Source organism: Adhaeribacter sp. (genome assembly GCF_057359045.1).
Genome location: NZ_JBMQUD010000066.1, coordinates 41,310 through 62,129, shown reverse-complemented (window position 1 = coordinate 62,129; position 20,820 = coordinate 41,310). Strand labels below are relative to the sequence as shown.

Genomic DNA, 20,820 nt, shown 5'->3' with positions numbered 1-20,820 from the left:
TTTAACGGCACTAAACAAACCTAATTTTACAGATGTAAGACAACCAAACCTAAAGGCGCTTACCTTTGCAGATTAAAATAATATATAAATGGCAACCGCTTATCTTCTGCTTGGTAGCAACCAGGGCAATCGGCTTAAATATTTAAATGCTGCCTGCCAGCAAATTTTAATTAATGTGGGCGAGCTTATCCAAACTTCGGCCATTTACGAGACAGCCGCCTGGGGCTTAGCTAACCAGGCAGCCTTTTTAAACCAAGTGGTTGCCGTTGCCACTACGTTACCGCCGCATGCTTTACTTGATACAATAAATGCTATTGAACAAACCCTGGGCCGCATACGGGTTGTAAAATGGGGAGCCCGCGTGATAGATATTGATATTTTGTATTACGATGATTTAATTCTGCAATCCGCAAACTTAGTTATTCCGCACCCCGAACTGCAAAACCGCCGCTTTACGCTGGTTCCCTTAGCCGAAATTGCGCCAGACTTTGTTCATCCGGTATTACATGCTACCAACCAGGAATTATTAGCTACCTGCCCAGATAAACTAGCTGTAAGTTTATACCCCCAGGATCTATATTAAAATCATATTATTTGCGAAATAGCCAGGCACAGGAAACTGCAGGCTCGCTTCTATTTAACTGAATGGCTAAATAATATTAAAGGGTAGAACAGGTGCACTTCAGTAATACACCTCTTCTACCCTTTATTACATAATATTATATAATCAGAAAGTTAACTTAACTCCTAAGCGGTAATTTATTGCGGTGCCGCGGCAACGTCTTTGGTAATTACGGGCCAAACAGCCGGTGCCGGAAAACTGATACCTTTGTTGGCGCCACGTACGTTGGCATCTTGCTGAAAATAATACAAGGGCCAGCCTTTATATGTAAGTTGCTTCTTGCCAAAAACGGTAATAACCCCAAACAAATTTTTATCTAGCGTAGACGGCACCACCATTTTATCGGTTTCGTAAATGGACCAGACGGCATCGTGCGTGGCATCTTGGTTGGTGTACCGGTTACTATTAAACCGGTCGTTTCTGAAACCATACAGGGTTATGCCGTTGCCGTCGGTAAAGTACAGGGTTTTAGCCGTACCCTCGGTGTAATCAGATTTATAATTTTTACCATTGTGCCCTACCAACTGGGCATTAACCAACATAATAGAATAATCTGGTTTGGCCACGAACCAAATACCGTTTACGCCTTCACCAGTAGTTTGCCCGGGAGCTTCCTGCACATTAACGCCATTTACTACCGGCGCATAATAATACAACGGCCACGATTTATAGGTAAGTTGTTTTTTGCCGTTAGCGGCGGTAATGGTAGCAAAATCGGCTAAATCTAATCCAGCGCCCAATTGATTGGCCGTTAAATTCTCGACATTAAAATAAGGCCAGAGGGCTTCGCAACCACCGGCACAATTATTCTTTCCATCAAAGTCGTTAGAGAAATAATAAAGCGTACGGCCGTCTCTATCAACCAAATAATTACCTAAGGTGGCGCTGCTCTGCAGCTTTATTTCTTCTGGAACCGAAGCATTGTCGTCATCGTCGCAGCTAAATAAAACCACGAGCAAAGCAGTTAACAACAAGCGCAAATTGGTGATAATAATTGATTTCATGATTATTAAGTTTAGGTGTAGTAAAGAAAAACTTGCTTAGCATTTAAACAGACGGATAAACCGGGGGATGTTACTTACAGGTCGGAACAAAAGCGGAATTGGTTGCCTGGGCTTCAGAAAATATTTTTACTAAAAGTGGGGTTTAGGCCTGAGCTTGCCTTAGTTTAGTTGGCTGACGATACTAAATGAAGCCTAATATATTTTCTGGATAGAACTGAAATTGGCGGAGGGAAAAAGGCCAATATTTTGGTAACCAGACATCGGAAATGCTAAAACAGCGAAAACTGATTGCAAAAAGTATTGAACAAAAAAGCCCGGCAATAGTCGGGCTTTCTCAATGAATTTAGGATTTGGGTGTACTTTAATGAAAGCCGATTGCTTTGTTTAGTTTACAAGAGTTTTAATATATTAAGCAACGCCAACAGCACGCGAAACAACATAAAAAAAGCACCGGCCATTATCGGCCGGTGCTTTTACTTGATTTATTTTACCCAATTTTATGAAGCACTACTTACCTCAGCATCTTTGTGTATTTTCTTTACTAAACCTTGTAAAACTTTACCGGGGCCACACTCAATAAATTGCGTTGCGCCATCTTGTACCATGTTTTGGATGGTTTGGGTCCAGCACACGGGGGCAGTAAGTTGCTTAATCAGGTTTTCTTTAATTAACTCAGGATCGGTATAAGGTTTAGCATCAACGTTTTGGTAAACCGGGCAGATACCGGCCGCAAAAGTAGTACCGTGTATGGCCTGCGCCAACTCTTCTTCGGCAGGCTGCATTAACGGCGAGTGAAAAGCGCCCCCCACCGGCAATATTAAAGCGCGTTTGGCACCGGCAGCTTTTAATTTTTCGCAAGCAATTTCAACGCCTTTTATACTGCCCGAAATAACCAATTGGCCCGGACAATTATAATTAGCCGGCACCACCACTTCGTCGGTAATCTCAGCACAAATCTGGGCTACTTTGTCATCGTCGAGGCCCAGAACTGCCGCCATGGTAGATGGCTCTAGCTGGCAAGCGGCATACATGGCAGTGGCCCGTTTTGCCACCAGCAGCAGTGCATCTTCGAAACGTAAAACTTTATTCGCTACCAAAGCCGAAAACTCGCCTAAAGAATGACCGGCCACCATGTCGGGTTTAAAATCGGCAAGAATAGCTGCCTGGGCAACAGAATGAACAAAAATAGCAGGTTGAGTTACATTGGTTTGTTTCAGGTCTACTTCGGTACCGGCAAACATTACATCGGTTAAAGAGAAACCCAATAACTCATTTGCTATATCAAAAAGCTTTTTGGCTGCTGGTTGCTGCAGGTATAAGTCTTGGCCCATGCCCGGAAATTGGGAGCCTTGCCCCGGAAAAATATATGCTTTCATAGATTCTATCGATTCAAAATTAAAAATCAGTTACTATTATTTGATAAGCCAGTTATACCAGTTAGTATAGAATACCTTCCATAAGGGAAATGTAAATTATTTCCTCCCCTCCAGTCATTCCCGGCGGGAATCTTCTGGGTGGAATGTATAGGCAGGCAAATTCAGAGCTCTGTTTATTACCTGTTTATCCATCCCAAGCAGAAGTTTCTTTTGGAAGCCTTCGAATTCTATAAAATGACCGATGGGGGATGCTATTGGCTGGGATGCTATATCCTTTATTTCTGAACAAAATAAAGGATATTCCGGAACCCGCGCAAATAAAAAGCCGACCCAAAAGTGGCCGGCTTTTTATTTATCTTAGCTATAGTATCTTAATCTCTTTACCGCACTATTTCTACCCAACCTTTATACGTTCGTTTGGCATTAGCTGGGTTCGAGGTCAGAAATTCTACTTCGGCCTGGTAATAATAAATACCATCGGGTACGGCTTTGCCATCTTTATTAACACCGCGCCAGTTTATGCGGGGGTCTTCGCTGCCTTCGTAAACTTTATCGCCCCACCGGCTATAGACAGTAAATTTAATAGACTTGATAAATTTCGACCGCGGATCGGGTTGGAAAGTATCATTCTTGTTATCGCCGTTCGGGGTAAATATATTAGGCAACTGGAAGAAGAAGCAATTGTCTTTACAAACAATGTTACTCTGCGGGCTCACATTGCCCGACGAATCGGTGGCCGTGACCACATAACAACCCGCAAAAGACGACAGATTACTATGCGTAAAAGTAGTTACATTATACGGGGTAAAGGCAATAGAATCGAACTCGGCTTCTTCGTTTATCCGGTAATAAATGGTATAATATTTAATATCCTTGCCGCATTCCGGCCGCTGATCTGGTACCCAGGTTAATACGTTCTGGTAAGGCGGCGCCGTTGGGTTTTGCAGGAAAGCTTCACAATCCAGCGGATCGATGCTTAACACCGGCGGACAAGGCGGAATAGAATCGCGCAGGATTACACAAAACTCCTGGCTCTTATTTAAAAGTGAATCGGGCAGATTGGGATTACCGTAAGTCCCCAGGGTCTCGACATAGTAGCAATACTGCTGCCCCTGCCGCAATGGGGTATTCTGGAAAGTTCCTCTATCCACGTATTGGCCTTGCGTGGCCGTAGCCGTAACCCGGTCAATTAATTGGTAAGGCCCATTAAGTAACTTGCGGTAAATATTATGCCGCAATACACCGTTATTCCAAGGCACTGTATACCGCCAGTTTAAGTTTACCGATGATGGCTGAGACACCGCTTTTAACTGCACACTGGTAGCCGTAGAGGCCGTATCTACCAACTGCGGGTTAGTGGCAGCATTCTGGTAAAACTCTATTTTATACGTCCATTTCACATCGCCGGCGCCGGCTGTCGTGCTGATGCCTGTATTCAGGAAGGCTGTATCGGTTAAATTATTAGACCGGAAAACTTCGGTAAAGGTAGTGGTATTGCCCGGTGCCCGGAACAGGCGGTACTGTAACGGCGTAATTAATTGGTTTATGCCTTCGCGCGGCTGGGTCCATTTAATTAAAATACTACCGTTAGTAGGGTCAGTAGATTCTACCGATACATTGGTTAGCACCGGAATATTACTTTCCAGCATGGTACATACCGGCAAAGTTGCAATACTTTCGCCGCCCCGGGGAGCCGGAAATACCGCGTAAATAACGTAGCAATAATTGACACCGCGCTTTAAGCCGGTAGCCCCGCCATTATCGGTGTACGTTACGGCATTGGCATTTACCTCGGCAATTTTGGTAAACCCAGCCGAAGCAGGTACGCCGGTTTCGCATGGTCCGGGTACAAAATTAGAATTTCCTTCTCGCCGGTAAATAAATATCTGAGAGGCATTCTGGCAAGTATACGAATCCCAGTTAAGCGTAATGCTTTTCCCGACCGGCGTCACTTTCAGGTTTTGCGGGGCCGGCCCAATTACCTTAATATTCCAGGGTTGTAAATCGGTTAGCGGTAATTCGCCGTTACCGGTAGGCACATCGGTTACTTTAAATACTACCTGGTAAGGCTGGGTTTGCACATCGGCACAAACGGTATTCCAGTTAAATACGCCGGTATTACCCGTAACGGTAAAAGTAGCCGGCGGCACTTTACTAAATACGCCTCCAAATGCCTCTAACACCATTGGGTTATTATCCGGGTCCGTAGCGGTAACCCGGCCGGTTGCCCGGGTACCCGCTACCACGCAGGTATCGCGCGGCACGCGCAAGGTTGGCCGTTTGTTATTTACACACCGTACCCTGATTTGCATATCCCGCAGTGTTTCCCCAATTTTTCGGCCATTGCGGTATTCTTCTACAATAAAAGCGACGTTGTAATCGCCTTGCTGGCAAGGTGCGTTCCAGGTAATTTGGCCGGTATTGGGGTCGATGGTTAAAGTAGAGGGCCCTCCCGGCGGATTGGGCGCAGCCGAACAACAAAAAGAAGGGTCGTTTAATACTCGATACGATAAAACCGGACCGGCAATAGGATTTTGCTGGTCGCCGCTGGTGTTGCGTTGCGGGGTTATAAATCTAAACTGCAACCGATCACCATCGCGGTCGTAGGCGCCGGGGTTGTGCACAAACACCTGGCCGCAAGCTGCGTAATCGAGCGGCGGCACTTGTAATTCTGCCGAAGTATTTTGCCCGATAAAGGGGTCGATGGTGATGGTGGTACGCAGGAGCATGTTCTGCTGATCAGAATTGCCAATATTCATTACTCCTATAGCCCGGTTTACTTCGGTATATACGGCATTATACGTACCAGGCCCCGGATAGCGGTGATAAAAATAGTAAACGCACCGGTAAGTATCGCCTCTAACGGCATTGCGGGTTTGCCGGGTAGGAAACTGGTCTACCTTTTGGCTCTCACCAGTACCAAAAAATAAAGTAGCATCTTCATTAAAAGCACCGGTCTGGGCAAAATCAACAAAAGTTATAAGCTTAAAACGATAGAGTAACGGATCTCCCAGGGAGTCGCCCATAGATTTAGCAATAATTTCACCTGCCCGGATGTGCGTAGCCTGTACTTGCGAGGTAAAACCCCAGCTAAAGACAAACACCCAGAATAGGTAAAACAAGAATGGTTTCCGTAAGGGTATAGGTAAGTGCATACAAATTGTTTATCTGTGTAACGAAAGAAAATTTTCGTTAGTATTGTTATGAATTAGGGAAATAAACCAGATTAGGGCAAAAATAACCGGCAAATATTATAACGCTATTTTTTTTCAATAAGGTATAAATATTTTCATAACGGTATGTAATTTAGATTGTTTAAAAATAGATTTTATTATTGTTTTATAAAGGGTCGGAGATTACCTTTGGCCTTCATATAAGTGTTATTATTTAGATATATCTACAAATACAAATGAGTTGGTTTACAAAAACATTCTCCAGTACCATCGGCCGAAAGTTGGTAGTTGCCGTTACCGGTTTGTTTCTTTGTTCGTTTCTGGTTGTGCACCTGATAGGTAATTTGCAGTTATTTTCTGCAGATGAAGGGGTAGCTTTTAATGCCTACACTTATTTTATGACGCACAACCCGTTAATCCGGGCCATGGAAATTATTCTTTTACTGGGCTTTGTGTTTCATATTTATGAGGCCTGGTCTTTAAGCAGACGCAACCAAAGTGCCCGTTCAGTAAAATACGCCGTAAATCGGTTGGAGGAAAACAGTAATTGGTCATCGCGGAACATGGGCCTTCTAGGAACGGTAATCTTTATATTCCTGCTGGTACACCTTTATAATTTTTACTTTAAGCTTAAGTTTGGCGAAATAGGTTTAGATGCTGCAGGCAATAAAAATTTATACGCGATTACCGTTGAAGCCTTTAGCCAATGGTGGTACGTAGCGCTCTATGTAATTTCAATGATTGCCCTGGCATTCCACCTGATTCATGGTTTCCAGAGCGCTTTCCAGACTTTAGGTTTAAGTCATAAGAAATATACCCCGGCCATTAAGGCTTTTGGTTATCTCTTCTCGATTGTGGTATGTGCCGGCTTTGCCGCTATGCCGCTGTATTTTTTCTTCATTTATTAATTCTACCGGTTTATATATGCTATTAGATGCCAAAATTCCTGAAGGGCCTTTAGCCGAAAAGTGGGAAAAACATAAATTTAATGTAAAGCTGGTAAACCCGGCCAACAAACGTAAATACGACATTATCATTGTAGGTTCTGGTTTAGCCGGTGCTTCGGCGGCCGCTACCCTGGCCGAATTGGGTTATAATGTAAAAGTATTTTGCTTCCAGGACAGTGCCCGCCGGGCACACAGTATTGCGGCCCAGGGTGGTATTAACGCTGCCAAAAATTACCAGAACGATGGCGACAGCGTTTATCGGTTATTTTATGATACTGTTAAAGGAGGCGATTATCGCGCCCGCGAAGCCAACGTTTACCGGCTGGCTCAGGTAAGTGTTAATATTATTGACCAATGCGTGGCGCAAGGTGTGCCTTTTGCCCGCGAATACGGTGGCTTACTGGCTAACCGTTCGTTTGGGGGAGCACAGGTATCGCGTACGTTCTATGCCCGGGGCCAAACCGGTCAGCAGTTGTTACTAGGTGCTTACAGCGCCTTGAACCGCCAGATTGCTTACGGAAAAGTAAAAATGTATCCGCGTACCGAGATGTTGGATCTGGTACTGGTAGATGGCAAAGCCCGCGGTATTGTTACCCGCCACCTGGTTACCGGCCACATTGAGTCGCATAGTGCGCACGCCGTAATATTGGCTACCGGTGGTTATGGCAACGTATTTTATTTGTCTACCAATGCCATGGGTTCTAATACTACGGCCATTTGGCGGGCTTATAAAAAAGGAGCTTTCTTCGGTAATCCTTGCTTTACCCAAATTCACCCTACCTGTATTCCGGTTTCCGGCGAATATCAGTCTAAATTAACCCTGATGTCGGAGTCGTTGCGGAACGATGGCCGCGTTTGGGTACCCAAAGCCAAAGGCGATAAACGCGCGCCGCAGCAAATACCCGAAGACGAACGCGATTACTTTTTGGAACGCAAATACCCGGCTTTTGGTAACCTGGTACCCCGCGATGTGGCTTCCCGTAATGCCAAATTGGCCTGCGACGAAGGCCGCGGCGTAGGTTCTACCGGCTTAGCGGTTTACCTCGATTTTTCGGATGCCATTAAACGCGACGGATTAGATAAGGTAAGCCAGAAATACGGTAACTTGTTCGAGATGTACGCCAAAATCACCGGGGAAGATCCTTATCATACACCAATGCGTATTTACCCGGCGGTACACTATACCATGGGCGGTTTATGGGTAGATTACAACCTCATGACCACCATACCCGGTCTATACGCGGCTGGTGAAGCCAACTTCTCCGACCACGGAGCTAACCGCTTAGGTGCTTCGGCCCTGATGCAAGGTTTAGCCGATGGTTATTTTGTTATACCTTATACCATTGGCGATTACCTGGCGCAAATGCCGGCAGGTAAAGTAAGTACCGACCACCCAGCCTTTAAAGAAGCGGAAACCAACGTCCGGTCTACTATTCAGAAGTTACTTTCCATTAACGGTACCAAAACAGTAGACGAGTTCCACAAAGAACTAGGTTTATTAATGTGGGATTACTGTGGCATGGCCCGTAACGCCGAGGGTTTGCAGTTTGCCAAAGATAAAATTAAAGCCTTACGGGAAGAGTTCTGGCGCAACGTTAAGCTTTACGGCGAAAACGAAGACATGAACCAAACCATAGAGAAAGCTGGCCGGGTTGCCGACTTTTTAGAATTGGGTGAATTAATGGTGACCGATGCCCTGCATCGGAACGAATCGTGCGGCGGACACTTTAGAGAGGAGTACCAAACACCGGAGAACGAAGCTTTGCGCGACGATGAAAACTTTGCTTATGTAGCAGCGTGGGAATATACCGGCCAGAACAGCGAAGCCCGTTTAAATAAAGAGCCGCTGGTATTCGAAAATGTGAAGCTTACCCAGCGTAGTTACAAATAGTTTTAGAGAATTATAAAATCAAAATTTATGAATTATGAATTACCCAGCGTTTGAAAATTAGCTAACTATTCAAACTCATAATTCATAATTCAATATTCATAATTAAATATATGGCAGGTAATAATCCCAACAGCAAGCCCATGAACCTGACGCTGAAAGTCTGGAGACAGAAAAACGCGAAAACGGCCGGCCAGCTGGTTACTTATAATGTAAAAGATATCTCGCCGGATATGTCGTTCCTGGAGATGTTTGATGTTTTGAACGAAGATTTGCTTCGGGAAGGACAAGAACCCATTGCCTTTGACCACGATTGCCGCGAGGGTATTTGTGGTATGTGCAGCATGTACATAAACGGCCGCGCCCATGGTCCGGAAAAAGGAACTACCACGTGCCAGTTGCACATGCGTAAGTTTAAAGACGGTGATACCATTGTGGTAGAACCTTGGCGCGCCAACGCCTTTACCGTACACAAAGATTTAAGCGTAGACCGCTCGGCGCTGGACCGGATTCAGCAAGCGGGTGGTTACGTATCAGTAAATACCGGTGGGGTACCCGACGCAAACGAAATTCCGATTCCAAAAAATATTGCCGATAAAGCTTTTGATGCTGCCACTTGTATTCAGTGCGGTGCCTGCGTAGCCGCTTGTAAAAATGCTTCGGCCATGTTATTCTTAAGTGCAAAAGTATCGCAGTTGGCTATGTTGCCACAAGGGCAGGTAGAACGGAAAACCCGCGTAGAAAACATGCTGGCCCAGCACGATGCCGAAGGTTTTGGTGCTTGCACCAATATTGGCTCTTGCGCCGCCGAATGTCCGGTGGGCATTTCGTTAGATAATATTGCTATGTTAAACCGCGAATTTATTGTGGCCAAAGCTACCTCTAACAATATTTAATTTAATACTTAAATATTTAAAAGAAAAAGCGAGCCCACCAGCTCGCTTTTTCTTTTAAGCACAACTTATCTTTACTAAAATAGAACCTTGTATTATTAAAGTAGTTATTCTTTCTATTCGCCACCTCAACGTATTTCTATGATAACCATTATTTCGGCCACTAACCGACCTAAAGCAAATGCTAAAGTTATCTCTTTAATATATGCGCGGTTGCTGCAGGCCCGCGGCATTCCCAATCAGATTCTGGACCTGCTGGATTTGCCCCACGATTTTATTTCAACAGCTTTATACGACAACAGCGGGAAAAATCCGGAGTTTAATAAATTAAACCTGATTATAGAAGAATCAGAAAAGTTTGTTTTTATCGTGCCCGAATACAACGGCTCTTACCCGGGTATATTAAAAGCGTTTATGGATGGTTTGAGTTACCCCCAAAGTTTCCGGCATAAAAAAGGCGCTTTGGTAGGCATTTCTACCGGTACGCAAGGCGGGGCTTTGGCCCTCAGCCATTTAACTGATGTCTTGAATTATATGGGTATGCACGTATTGGCGGCTAAACCCCGCCTGATGCACATTCATAAAAACATGAGCGAAGGCGAGATTACAAATAAATTGTACCTGCAGTTACTGGATGAGCAAATAGACGCTTTGATCAACTTTTGATTTTACAAATAGCTTTAAAACAGAAAGGCCGGTTAAGATTAACCGGCCTTTCTGTTTTATTTACTTTTTACAGTTAATCTACATTGTCGTGCAGAAACTTGTTGTCACCCAGAATATCGTTGTCGTCGCTTAAGTTAAACCGAGAAATATTACGGGCCGATGACGACGCTACATTTTCCAGGGCTACATTGCGGCGCAAATAAGCGGGCACTTCCAGCTTTTCTTTAATGGCTTCGCTAGTAACTTCGCTACTTAACTGTTGTAAACGCTTTCTTCTTTCGGCTGCTTTGGCTTCCAGGCTGGCGCGCTCAGCTTCGTACGGGTCAATTTCTACCCGGGGCGGCTCTATGCGCGGTGGTTCTTCGCGGCTAATTTCTCTTTCCCGGAAAGTAGGAACTGGTGCCGGCGACGACTCTAAATCCATAACAATCCGGGAAGGCTCCGGCTTTTTAACTGGTTCTGGTTGCGCTACTGGTTCAGCTGGCCGCGGAGCTGGTGCAACTGGTTCTTCCCGGCGAATGGGCGCTGGTGTTGGTTCAAAAATATTAGCTAAAGGATCAGAATCTAAAGGTACTATCTTTTTTGCGGGCTGGGGCTGCACAATGCTGGTTCCTTCTTTAGCAAAACCGGTGGCAATTACAGTTACCCGAATGCTCTGGCCCAAAGAAGAATCAATACCATGACCAAAAATAACTTCTGCTTCTTCGCCGGCTTTATCCTGGATGTATTCAGTGATTTCGGTCAGCTCGTCCATTTCTAACTCGGCTTGGTCGCCGGACATAATAGACAGCAATATTTTCTGCGCCCCGTGAATATCGGTGTTGTTTAACAACGGCGAAGATAAAGCTTCTTCGGCCGCCCGTAAAGCCCGGTTCTCGCCTTCGGTAGTAGCCGAACCCATTACGGCAGCGCCAGAATCTTTCATTACCGTTTTCACGTCTTCAAAGTCAACGTTTACTTCAGAAGTTACGGTAATAATTTCGGCAATGCTTTTGGCAGCGGTGCTTAAAACGTTATCGGCTTTGGCAAACGCCTGCCGGATAGGCAAATTACCAAACATTTCACGCAGCTTATCATTCAGAATTACCAGTACGGTATCGCAGCTATCGCTCAGTTCTTTTATACCGTTATCGGCCTGAACGCGCTTTTTACGGCCTTCAAATAAGAAAGGAGCCGTTACAATACCTACGGTTAATATTTCAAGATCTTTGGCTACTTTGGCAATAACGGGTGCCGCACCGGTACCGGTACCACCGCCCATACCCGCCGTAATAAATACCATTTTGGTATCGTTGCCCAGGAGCTCTCTTATTTGCTCTTTGCTTTCCAGCGCGGCTTGTTTTCCTCGCTCCGGATTTGCTCCGGCGCCCAGTCCTTCGGTCAGGTCTACCCCTATTTGCAATTTATTCGGTACGCTACTGCTTTTAAGGGCTTGCGCATCGGTATTACAAACCACAAACTCCACATCTTTGATGCCTTGGTTGTACATGTGGTTTACCGCGTTACTGCCGCCTCCGCCCACGCCAATCACCTTGATGATGGACTTAGAATTGGTAGGAATATCAAATTTATAGTTTGAAAAAGCCATTTCTTGATTCGCTGCTTATAATGTTAGTAATTCTGTTTATCGTCAAAGTCATCAATGAGCAGACCTTTGGTGCGATCAAGGATTTTCTTAAAGAAATCGCCGCTGCCCGAGTTCTGCTTAGCTGGCGCTGCTACCCGTTGCTCATTGGTGCGGGTTTCAACGTTTCTGGTTTCGGTGTAGCGGGTAACCCGGTCGTCTAGAGAACGGTAACCGGATAAAACTAAACCTACCGAGGTGGCATACATCGGGCTCTTTACTGCATCAATTTTGCTCTTGCCCAAGTGCTCGTTCGGGTACCCGATGCGGGCATCCAAACCGGTTAAATATTCTACCAGCTGCACCAGGTTTTGTAATTGTGAGCCGCCGCCCGTAATAACAATACCTGCTGTTAAACTGTTAGCGTATCCGCTTCTAACAATTTCCGAGTAAACAAGTTCAATAATTTCTTCCATTCTTGCTTCTATAATATAAGCAAGATTTTTCAGGGATATTTCTTTAGGCGTACGGTCGCGCAAACCCGGTATAGAAACAATCTCATTATCAGAAGCTTCATCGGCAATGGCCCGGCCAAACTTAACTTTTAACTGTTCGGCTTGGTTTTGCATTACCATGCAGCCTTGTTTAATATCGGAAGTAATAATGTTACCGCCAAATGGCAATACTGCTGCATGCCGAATAATGTTGTCTTTAAATATAGCCAAATCGGTAGTACCACCACCAATATCAATTAAAGCTACACCTGCTTCTTTTTCTTCGTCGCTCAGCACCGACATGCTCGAAGCCAATGGCTCCAGAATCAGATTGTCAATCTCCAACCCGGCCCGGTTTACACATTTATTAATGTTGTTAATGGCGTTAGACTGGGCAGTAATAATATGAAAATTACCTTCCAGTCGCACGCCCGACATACCCACCGGATCAATAATACCTTCTTCGTAATCTACCTTATAATCCTGGGGCATTACGTGAATAATTTCGCTGCCCGGCGGCGTAACCAACCGGTACATATCGTTGGTCAGACGGTTTACATCGTCTACCGTAATTTCCTGGTCCGTAGAAAGACGGGTAATGCTGCCGTTGTGCTGTAAGCTTTTTATGTGCTGACCGGCAATACCTACGTTAACAATGCCAATGTTAATGCCCGACTGTTCTTCTGCTTGTCTAATAGCTTTTTTAATAGCATCTACGGTTTTGTCGATGTTGCTTACTATGCCGCGCACAACCCCTTCCGAAACCGCTTTTCCCATGCCCAGGATCTCGAGTTTGCCAAACTCGTTTTTGCGGCCAACCAATGCACAAATTTTGGTTGTTCCGATGTCCAGGCCTACTACAATTTTGTCGTTTTGCATACTTAATATTTTATTCACAGATGATCTGGTCTTTAAACTCCACGTTCACACGCTGATACTTATCCCAGCCCATTGCCGGCAGTACCTTCCGGTAAAAGATTAAAATCTTTTTAAATTTTTGCTCAATATCTTCCGGCTTCCCAAACTGGATGGTTTCGCGACCAATCTGGGGCAGAAAAGAAATCTTTCCTTTGGCGTCAATGTGCATTTGGGCAATCTGCGCTTTCCAGAAGTTATCCTGCTCGATAAATTTTAGCAGCGCCAGATATGGCTTACCCGTAGAGTCCTGAAAAAAACCTTTTTCTAAGGCCGGCAGATTTTCACTACTGGTAATGGGTATAACCCGGGCGGTAAACCGATCGGATAAAGGCAATACACTACCGTCCTCATCAATATACACATCCTGCTCAGCGTCAGGGTGTACAATGCGGGCTATCGGGCGGTTTTGCTTGATTTTAATGTTTATATTGCCACTTAAATCGCGATACACTTGCGCATCCTGCACAAATTTATGCGATTTTATTCGCATTTCAAGATTCTTTAGATTAATCTCTTTAACATTTAGCCCTTCTATTTTACTATCGCCGTACTGTGTAAGTATGTTTTTTATTTCCCGATCACTGATAAAATAGTTATTGTATTCATTATCAATGGATATATATACCTTTTCGCATATACGTTGTTCCTGGCGTTTATTTACAAAGGCTACAGAAATGCCTATCAGGCAAAACAAAGCAAAACAAAAAAGCAAAGAAACGACCCTACGCCTTCTCAACATAACTCCTCTCCTCCAAAATGTTTTTTATGGGCTTTACCAGGGTGTCAATATCGCCGGCGCCAACGGTAACCAGAATATCAAATATGGGATTTTTTCCGATACTTTCCAGCACTTCTTCTTTAGTGTTGATAACTTTTTTTGGTATAGTAACCTTGTTTAGAATTAATTGAGCCGTAACGCCGGCAATGGGTTTTTCGCGGGCCGGATAGATATCTAAAAGCACCAATTCGTCGGCCAGACTCAGGCTTTGAGCAAATTCATCGGCAAAGTCGCGGGTGCGGGTATATAAATGCGGCTGAAAAATAACTTTTAGCTTTTTACCCGGATATAATGCCCTTACCGACTTTAAAAATGCATTTATTTCGCTCGGGTGGTGGGCGTAATCATCAATGTATATTACTTTTTCAGAATCAACAATATACTCAAAACGGCGGTTTACTCCGCGGTAAGTTTGTACGGCCGCAGCAATCTGTTCGGCAGGCACGTGCAGCAACTGGGCCACTGTAATGGCGGCCAGCATATTTTCTACGTTATGATAGCCGGGCACCAGCAGTTCTAAATGAGAAATATTGCCCAGGTTACTGTTGAGGGTAAAGCTAAACTGCCGGCCCGCAATGTTTAGTTCGGTGGCGTGCACGGGTGCATCCGAAAAACTATACCGGATAACCGTTACCGTTGGATCTATTTTTGCCACAATGCGGCTGTCGGCCTGGGTATTTAAAATCAGGTAGCCGTTTGGCCGTATTTGCCCCACAAAATCGGTAAAGCTTTTAATCAGCGCATCTTTATCGCCGTAAATATCTAAATGGTCGGCGTCAGTAGAGGTAACTACCGCCACATCCGGAAAAAGCCGCAAAAATGAACGGTCAAACTCATCGGCTTCTACCACTACTTTTTCTGCTGCCTGGTTATTGCTGGCCAACACCAGGTTGGATTTAAAATTAACCGCAATGCCGCCTAAAAACGCTGATACATTTACGCCAGCCTGGTGCAGCAAATGCGCAATCATAGACGAGGTAGTGGTTTTACCGTGGGTACCGGCTACCGCAATGGTGTAAGCGTTTTGGGTTATCAGGCCCAGTACTTCCGAACGTTTTTTAATGGTATAACCCTGCTCCCGTAAATAATGCCACTCCTGGTGCTCGGCCGGAATGGCCGGGGTCAGAATTACCAAGGTTTCCTGTTTATGCAGCAGTACTTCCTGGGGAATATGGTTAACATTGTCGTCGTAATGCACCAGAATACCTTCGGCAGCCAGGGCTTCGGTTAACGGCGTGGGCGTTTTATCGTAGCCCCAAACCGGGTACCCTTTTGCCCGGAACCAACGGGCAATGGCGCTCATGCCAATGCCGCCAATTCCTAGAAAATATATGTAACGGTAGTCTTCGGGTTTCAAGGCAAAATATTTATTAATTCGTTCACAATGGCTGCGGCTGCATGGGGCTGCGCCATTTTTAAAATATTCTTTTTAAGCTGTTCTTGCTTTGCGGCATCGGCCATTAAAGCCAAAGCCGCCGGGTAAAGCTGCGAATCGGCATCGGCATCTTTAATTAAAATAGCTGCTTCTTTTTTTACCAGAGCCAAAGCATTTTTGGTCTGGTGGTCTTCGGCCACATTGGGCGATGGTACCAGAATAACCGGTTTACCTACCAAACACAGCTCCGAGATAGACAAGGCACCAGCCCGCGAAATAACTACATCGGCGGCGGCATACGCTAAATCCATACGCCGAATAAAATCCATGGCTTTTAATCCTACTCCAGCATAAGTTTTAGCCGCCTCCTGCGCCTGGTTGTAATACGTTTTACCAGTTTGCCAGATAAGCTGGTAGCCGGCGGCTTTTATTTTATCCAGGTTTGCGGCCGTGGCTTGGTTAATGGTGCGGGCACCCAAGCTACCCCCTATAACCAAAATGGTTTTCCGGTGCGCCTCCAGGGTAAAATAATCCAGAGCTTCGGTTCTCAGGTTTTCGCTCACGGCAATATCTTGCCGGACCGGGTTACCGGTAAGCACGATTTTAGCAGCCGGAAAGAAATTTTCCATTCCTTCGTAGGCTACACAAATTTTATTTACCCGTTTGCCCAGCAATTTATTTGTTATGCCGGCATAAGAATTTTGCTCCTGAATAAGGCTGGGAATATTTAATGAGGTACCGGCAAATAATACTGGTGCACTTGCATACCCCCCTACGCCTACTACTGCATCGGGTTTAAAGTCTTTTATTATTTTACGCGCCGCCCTAATACTGGAAAAAACCTTGAACGGAAACGATAAATTTTCTAAAGTAAACCGGCGTTGCAAGCCGCTGATGGTTAAACCCACAATTTTATAACCAGCTTCAGGCACGCGGGTCATTTCCATCCGGCCTTTGGCTCCTACAAATAAAATGTCGGCATCGGGGTTGCGTTGCCTTATTTCGTTGGCAATAGCTACGGCCGGGAAAATATGCCCGCCGGTACCGCCGCCACTAATAATAACCCGTGCTATTTTTTTAGTTGTTAGAGACATTGGCGACCATTTTAGCGGCTACATTGCCCGGTAAATTAATTTTAGAAGAACCAGATAATTCGGCTTCGCTGCGACTAACACTTAAAATAATCCCGATAGAAATACCGGTAAATATTAAAGAAGTACCGCCCATACTAAGCAACGGCAACGGTAAACCAGTAATAGGACCTAAACCAACGGCTACGCCCATATTAACCATGGCTTGGATAACCAAGCTAAAACTTAGTCCCGCCGAGAGCAATCCGCCAAAGGCGCCGTAACTTCGGGATACCGCCACCATGCCCCGATACAAAAAGGCTAAATACAGGAATAACACCAGCAAGCCGCCAATAAAACCATATTCTTCAATAATAATGGCATAAATAAAATCAGAATAAGGTAAAGGCAAAAAGTTACGCTGGTCGCTTTTGCCCGGCCCTTTACCAAAAACGCTGCCGGTAGCAATGGCAATATAAGACTGCTCTAACTGAAACACGGTTTCTTTGGGGTCCATGAAGTTCTCAATCCGGCTAATAGCAGTTTTCATCCGCTGCCCAACTGCCAAAGCCACCGAACCAAACAAAGCGCCTACCACAATCAGCATCATGATATATTTTAAAGGCACTCGGCCAATAAACATGAGCAGCATACAAGTCAGGAACAGCAATAAAGCCGTCGAAATATTCATTAAGGCAATCAGGCCGCAAATTAAACCGCACCAAAGTAGCATCGGAACTAAGGTTTCCCGGATATTAGTAATATTTAATTGGCGCTTCGATAACATGCTGGCCAGGTGGGTAATTAAAGAAAGTTTGGCCAAATCGGAAGGCTGAAAGGTTTGATTAATAACCGGGATTACAATCCAACGCGACGCTTCGTTTACCGTTGTACCAAACTTCCAGGCAAAAAGCAGCAAGGGAACCGATAATATTAACCCAAATAACGACAGCCGGGAATAATACCGGTAATTGATTTTGTGGGCAAACCACATAAAGGCCAAACCCACAAAAATAAGCCCCATGTGCTTAAATAAGAAGCCTTCGGTGTTGCCTTGGCTCTTGCGGTAAGCCAGCGTACCAATAGCCGAGTACACCACCAAAATACTAATAAGCGAGAAAGCAATCACAATTCCCCACAAGATTGGATCGCCTTTGAGGTTCTCCTGCAGCCAGCCTTTAATTTTGTTCATAACTTTAGCCCTTAATCCATGGCCCAAACCATGGTAACTGTTAATTAATATTTGTTTGATAAACTTGCCTTTGGCAGTACTACCAGTCTCAAAATACCTGGATAAACTTTTATATCTGAGCCAGCATAGATATTGCCCGATTCAGTGTATCCTGCTAGTTTATTTATGCTCTTCTTTGTTTAAAACCTGCTTTTGCACGGCTTCGGCAAAACTGCGCCCGCGGTGCTCGTAGTTCTGAAATAAATCGAAACTGGCACAGGCCGGCGACAGCAGTACCACATCACCTGCGGTAGCCAGGCTCCGGGCTTTCTGCACTACTTCTTCTACCGACTGCGTTTCTTCGATAACCGGAATTACTCCGGCAAATGCCCCAAAAAGCTTTTCGTTTTCTTTACCCAGGCAGATTAAGGCTTTAATTTTCTCTTGGGCCAATGGCTTCAGGGTATCGTAATTATTGCCTTTGTCTACGCCGCCGGCAATCCAGATAATGGGTTGTTTTATGCCTTCCAGCGCATACCAAACGGCTTCCACGTTAGTAGCTTTGGAATCGTTTATATAAGTTACACCATTAGCTTCGCCTACTTTCTGCAACCGGTGGTCAGCATTTTTAAAAGTAGCCAATCCTTCTTCAATCCGAAATGGTTCTACCCCGGCCAGCAAGGCGGCAGTAACCGCAGCCAGGGTGTTGTATTGGTTGTGTTTACCAATTAAAGGCGAACCCGATACATTTATTTCCTGCGGAATGCCGGTTGCTAATGTTGTAATGCTGCTGCCCTTGTAATAAGCTTGCGTGCTCTCCGTATGGTTTAACCCAAAAGGAACGGCCGTACCATTAAAATCTACTTTCCCAAAATATTCCCGAATCAGCGGATCTTCTTCGTTGTAAATAAAGAAATCAGTTGGGGCCATGTTTTGGGTAATGCGTAATTTTGATTGTGCATAGTTCCCGATGTTATAATCGTAACGGTCCAGGTGATCGGGGGTAATATTCAGCAGAATGGCAATGTGGGCTTTAAAGCCATACATGGTATCTAACTGAAAGCTACTCAGCTCTACTACATAATATTCGGCGGTATCTTCAATTACTTTGGCGGCTAAACTTTCGCCAATATTTCCGGCTAGTTCGGCATTTACCCCCGCAGTTTTTAGCAAATGGTGCGTTAAAAGTGTGGTAGTGGTTTTTCCGTTGGTGCCGGTAATACAAATAAACTTAGCTTTAGAATAACGGGCTGCAAATTCTATTTCCGAAATAACCGGAATACTTTTAATCTTAGCTTGTTTAATAATTTCGGCTTTATCCGGAATACCCGGGCTTTTAATTATCTCATCAGCGGCTAATATTTTATCGAAACTGTGCGTACCTTCTTCGTAAGATATATTTTCCCGGTCGAGATGTTCTTTATAGGCCGGTTTAATATTTCCCATATCCGATACAAATACCTCTACTCCTTTGGCTTTTGCCAAAAGAGCTGCTCCTACGCCACTTTCGCCGGCTCCTAGTATCGCAATTGTCATTTCGTTGGTCGTTAGTCGTTGTTCATTAATTATTTATTCCTGGTAGTTGCTTTAATATTTAACCATTAGCAGTCAGAAATTAAAATTATCTTAATTTTAAAGTTGCCAGGCTTAAGATGGCCAGCATAATGCCTACAATCCAGAACCGCGATACAATTTTAGATTCGTGGTAGCCTATTTTTTGGTAATGGTGGTGCAACGGCGACATCTTGAAGATGCGGCGACCTTCGCCGTACTTTCTTTTGGTGTATTTAAAATAACTCACTTGTATCATCACCGATAGGTTTTCAACAATAAAAATACCGCACAGGATAGGAATTAATAACTCTTTGCGCACAATTAAGGCCAACACGGCAATAATGCCCCCAATAGCTAAACTACCGGTATCGCCCATAAAAACCTGAGCCGGGTAAGAGTTGTACCACAAAAAGCCAATACAAGCCCCCACAAACGCAGTACAAAATATTACCAGCTCTCCGGAATTCGGGATAAACATAATGTCCAGGTAATCGGCAATAATGGTATTACCAGAAATCCAGGCAAAAATGGCCAAGGTTATACCAATAATGGCGGAAGTACCGGCAGCTAATCCGTCTATACCGTCGGTAATATTGGCGCCGTTAGATACCCCGGTTATAATTAAGATTACCAGCGGAATATACAGGAAACAAGCCCATTGCCCAAAAACTGGCTCGACAAAAGAAAAGAGTGTGCAATAGTCGAGTTCGTTGTTCTTTAAAAAAGGAATCGTGGAAATCATGGATTTCACGTCGAGGTACGTAGGCGAAGCATCTACCGCCGACAAAGCCCCGGTGGCGGGATGTACATATTGCCGCACCACTACATCGTCGCTGGTAAAAAGCACGTAGCCCACAATCAAGCCCAAGCCCACCTGGCCAATAACTTTAAATTTACCCGCCAAGCCTTCTTTATTTTTCCGGAAAACTTTTATGTAATCGTCCAGGAAACCAATCAGGCCCAACCAAATGGTAGATATCAGCATTAAGATTATATAAATATTATCGAGGCGGGCAAAAAGTAATGTGGGGATTAGAATGGCCATTAATATTATGATACCCCCCATGGTTGGCGTGCCTTTTTTCTCCATCTGGCCTTCTAAACCTAAATCACGGATGCTTTCGCCTACTTGTTTGCGTTGCAGCATTTTAATTAAGCGGCCACCAAAAATCATGGCAATCAGCAAAGAAACCAGCGTAGCCATACCGGCCCGGAACGAAATATATTGAAATACTCCGGCACCATACAGATTATATTCTTGCTTAAGGTATGTGAATAAGTAGTATAGCATTTATCTTTAAAATTACTTAAGCCGACAAATTTTATT

General features: G+C 44.7%; 16 protein-coding genes. 5 read left to right on the top strand and 11 right to left on the bottom strand.

All coding sequences use genetic code 11. The features are described from left to right. The first annotated feature begins 88 nt into the window (after positions 1–88). Positions 89–583 carry a 2-amino-4-hydroxy-6-hydroxymethyldihydropteridine diphosphokinase gene (gene folK, locus ACO1R6_RS10795; protein WP_486264637.1) on the top strand — a complete coding sequence of 165 codons (495 nt, stop codon included), beginning with the start codon at positions 89–91 and terminating at the stop codon, positions 581–583. Positions 584–759: 176 nt separating this feature from the next. On the opposite strand, the gene ACO1R6_RS10790 is transcribed toward folK, so the two are convergent. The 3 genes from ACO1R6_RS10790 to ACO1R6_RS10780 form a co-directional block, all read right to left on the bottom strand. Then, positions 760–1,626: a COG4315 family predicted lipoprotein gene (locus tag ACO1R6_RS10790; protein ID WP_486264636.1), complete on the bottom strand. Its 867-nt coding sequence runs from the start codon at positions 1,624–1,626 to the stop codon at positions 760–762. A gap of 497 nt (positions 1,627–2,123) precedes the next feature. After that, positions 2,124–3,002, bottom strand: a complete 879-nt coding sequence (fabD, locus tag ACO1R6_RS10785) for an ACP S-malonyltransferase (RefSeq protein WP_486264634.1) — start codon at positions 3,000–3,002, stop codon at positions 2,124–2,126. A 380-nt stretch (positions 3,003–3,382) separates the two neighbouring features. After that, positions 3,383–6,157: a T9SS type B sorting domain-containing protein gene (locus tag ACO1R6_RS10780; RefSeq protein WP_486264632.1), complete on the bottom strand. Its 2,775-nt coding sequence runs from the start codon at positions 6,155–6,157 to the stop codon at positions 3,383–3,385. Positions 6,158–6,411: 254 nt separating this feature from the next. On the opposite strand from ACO1R6_RS10780, the gene ACO1R6_RS10775 reads away from it, so the two are divergent. The 4 genes from ACO1R6_RS10775 (at position 6,412) to ACO1R6_RS10760 (ending at position 10,569) form a co-directional block, all read left to right on the top strand. Beyond that, positions 6,412–7,083 (top strand): succinate dehydrogenase cytochrome b subunit, encoded by a 672-nt coding sequence (locus ACO1R6_RS10775; protein WP_486264630.1) that lies wholly within the window; start codon positions 6,412–6,414, stop codon positions 7,081–7,083. Positions 7,084–7,099: 16 nt separating this feature from the next. After that, positions 7,100–9,013: a fumarate reductase/succinate dehydrogenase flavoprotein subunit gene (locus ACO1R6_RS10770; RefSeq protein WP_486264628.1), complete on the top strand. Its 1,914-nt coding sequence runs from the start codon at positions 7,100–7,102 to the stop codon at positions 9,011–9,013. Positions 9,014–9,153: 140 nt separating this feature from the next. After that, a complete protein-coding gene (locus ACO1R6_RS10765; protein ID WP_486264658.1) occupies positions 9,154–9,906 on the top strand; it encodes a succinate dehydrogenase/fumarate reductase iron-sulfur subunit in 753 nt (250 codons plus the stop codon). A 138-nt stretch (positions 9,907–10,044) separates the two neighbouring features. Next, positions 10,045–10,569 carry an NADPH-dependent FMN reductase gene (locus ACO1R6_RS10760; protein WP_486264627.1) on the top strand — a complete coding sequence of 175 codons (525 nt, stop codon included), beginning with the start codon at positions 10,045–10,047 and terminating at the stop codon, positions 10,567–10,569. A 73-nt stretch (positions 10,570–10,642) separates the two neighbouring features. Here ACO1R6_RS10760 and ftsZ read toward each other — a convergent pair whose 3' ends face one another. From ftsZ to mraY, 8 genes are all read right to left on the bottom strand, one after another. Then, positions 10,643–12,157, bottom strand: a complete 1,515-nt coding sequence (ftsZ, locus tag ACO1R6_RS10755) for a cell division protein FtsZ (RefSeq protein WP_486264625.1) — start codon at positions 12,155–12,157, stop codon at positions 10,643–10,645. A gap of 23 nt (positions 12,158–12,180) precedes the next feature. Beyond that, a complete protein-coding gene (gene ftsA / locus ACO1R6_RS10750; protein ID WP_486264624.1) occupies positions 12,181–13,506 on the bottom strand; it encodes a cell division protein FtsA in 1,326 nt (441 codons plus the stop codon). A 10-nt stretch (positions 13,507–13,516) separates the two neighbouring features. Then, positions 13,517–14,035, bottom strand: a complete 519-nt coding sequence (locus ACO1R6_RS10745; RefSeq protein WP_486264623.1) for a cell division protein FtsQ/DivIB — start codon at positions 14,033–14,035, stop codon at positions 13,517–13,519. 232 nt (positions 14,036–14,267) lie between these two features. After that, positions 14,268–15,680: a UDP-N-acetylmuramate--L-alanine ligase gene (gene murC / locus ACO1R6_RS10740; protein ID WP_486264621.1), complete on the bottom strand. Its 1,413-nt coding sequence runs from the start codon at positions 15,678–15,680 to the stop codon at positions 14,268–14,270. After that, complete coding sequence (murG, locus tag ACO1R6_RS10735; RefSeq protein ID WP_486264619.1) at positions 15,677–16,792, bottom strand: undecaprenyldiphospho-muramoylpentapeptide beta-N-acetylglucosaminyltransferase; 1,116 nt, start codon at positions 16,790–16,792, stop codon at positions 15,677–15,679. The genes murC and murG overlap by 4 nt, the downstream gene beginning before the upstream one ends. Next, entirely contained in the window at positions 16,776–17,960 is a 1,185-nt protein-coding gene (locus ACO1R6_RS10730; protein WP_486264617.1) for an FtsW/RodA/SpoVE family cell cycle protein, read from the bottom strand. Before ACO1R6_RS10730 ends, murG begins: the two co-directional genes overlap by 17 nt. Positions 17,961–18,119: 159 nt before the next feature. Further along, the gene (gene murD / locus ACO1R6_RS10725; RefSeq protein ID WP_486264615.1) at positions 18,120–19,475 is read right to left on the bottom strand and encodes a UDP-N-acetylmuramoyl-L-alanine--D-glutamate ligase; all 1,356 of its coding nucleotides are present in this window, start codon (positions 19,473–19,475) and stop codon (positions 18,120–18,122) included. Between the two features lie 85 nt (positions 19,476–19,560). After that, complete coding sequence (mraY, locus tag ACO1R6_RS10720; protein ID WP_486264613.1) at positions 19,561–20,784, bottom strand: phospho-N-acetylmuramoyl-pentapeptide-transferase; 1,224 nt, start codon at positions 20,782–20,784, stop codon at positions 19,561–19,563. Positions 20,785–20,820 lie beyond the last annotated feature (36 nt).

Excerpts from the sequence above, each read along its gene's own strand:
- folK (WP_486264637.1), top strand. The coding sequence starts at position 89 with ATGGCAACCGCTTATCTTCTGCTTGGTAGCAACCAGGGCAATCGGCTT.
- ACO1R6_RS10790 (WP_486264636.1), bottom strand. The coding sequence starts at position 1,626 with ATGAAATCAATTATTATCACCAATTTGCGCTTGTTGTTAACTGCTTTG.
- fabD (WP_486264634.1), bottom strand. The coding sequence starts at position 3,002 with ATGAAAGCATATATTTTTCCGGGGCAAGGCTCCCAATTTCCGGGCATG.
- ACO1R6_RS10780 (WP_486264632.1), bottom strand. The coding sequence starts at position 6,157 with ATGCACTTACCTATACCCTTACGGAAACCATTCTTGTTTTACCTATTC.
- ACO1R6_RS10775 (WP_486264630.1), top strand. The coding sequence starts at position 6,412 with ATGAGTTGGTTTACAAAAACATTCTCCAGTACCATCGGCCGAAAGTTG.
- ACO1R6_RS10770 (WP_486264628.1), top strand. The coding sequence starts at position 7,100 with ATGCTATTAGATGCCAAAATTCCTGAAGGGCCTTTAGCCGAAAAGTGG.
- ACO1R6_RS10765 (WP_486264658.1), top strand. The coding sequence starts at position 9,154 with ATGAACCTGACGCTGAAAGTCTGGAGACAGAAAAACGCGAAAACGGCC.
- ACO1R6_RS10760 (WP_486264627.1), top strand. The coding sequence starts at position 10,045 with ATGATAACCATTATTTCGGCCACTAACCGACCTAAAGCAAATGCTAAA.
- ftsZ (WP_486264625.1), bottom strand. The coding sequence starts at position 12,157 with ATGGCTTTTTCAAACTATAAATTTGATATTCCTACCAATTCTAAGTCC.
- ftsA (WP_486264624.1), bottom strand. The coding sequence starts at position 13,506 with ATGCAAAACGACAAAATTGTAGTAGGCCTGGACATCGGAACAACCAAA.
- ACO1R6_RS10745 (WP_486264623.1), bottom strand. The coding sequence starts at position 14,035 with ATGCGAATAAAATCGCATAAATTTGTGCAGGATGCGCAAGTGTATCGC.
- murG (WP_486264619.1), bottom strand. The coding sequence starts at position 16,792 with ATGTCTCTAACAACTAAAAAAATAGCACGGGTTATTATTAGTGGCGGC.
- ACO1R6_RS10730 (WP_486264617.1), bottom strand. The coding sequence starts at position 17,960 with ATGAACAAAATTAAAGGCTGGCTGCAGGAGAACCTCAAAGGCGATCCA.
- murD (WP_486264615.1), bottom strand. The coding sequence starts at position 19,475 with ATGACAATTGCGATACTAGGAGCCGGCGAAAGTGGCGTAGGAGCAGCT.
- mraY (WP_486264613.1), bottom strand. The coding sequence starts at position 20,784 with ATGCTATACTACTTATTCACATACCTTAAGCAAGAATATAATCTGTAT.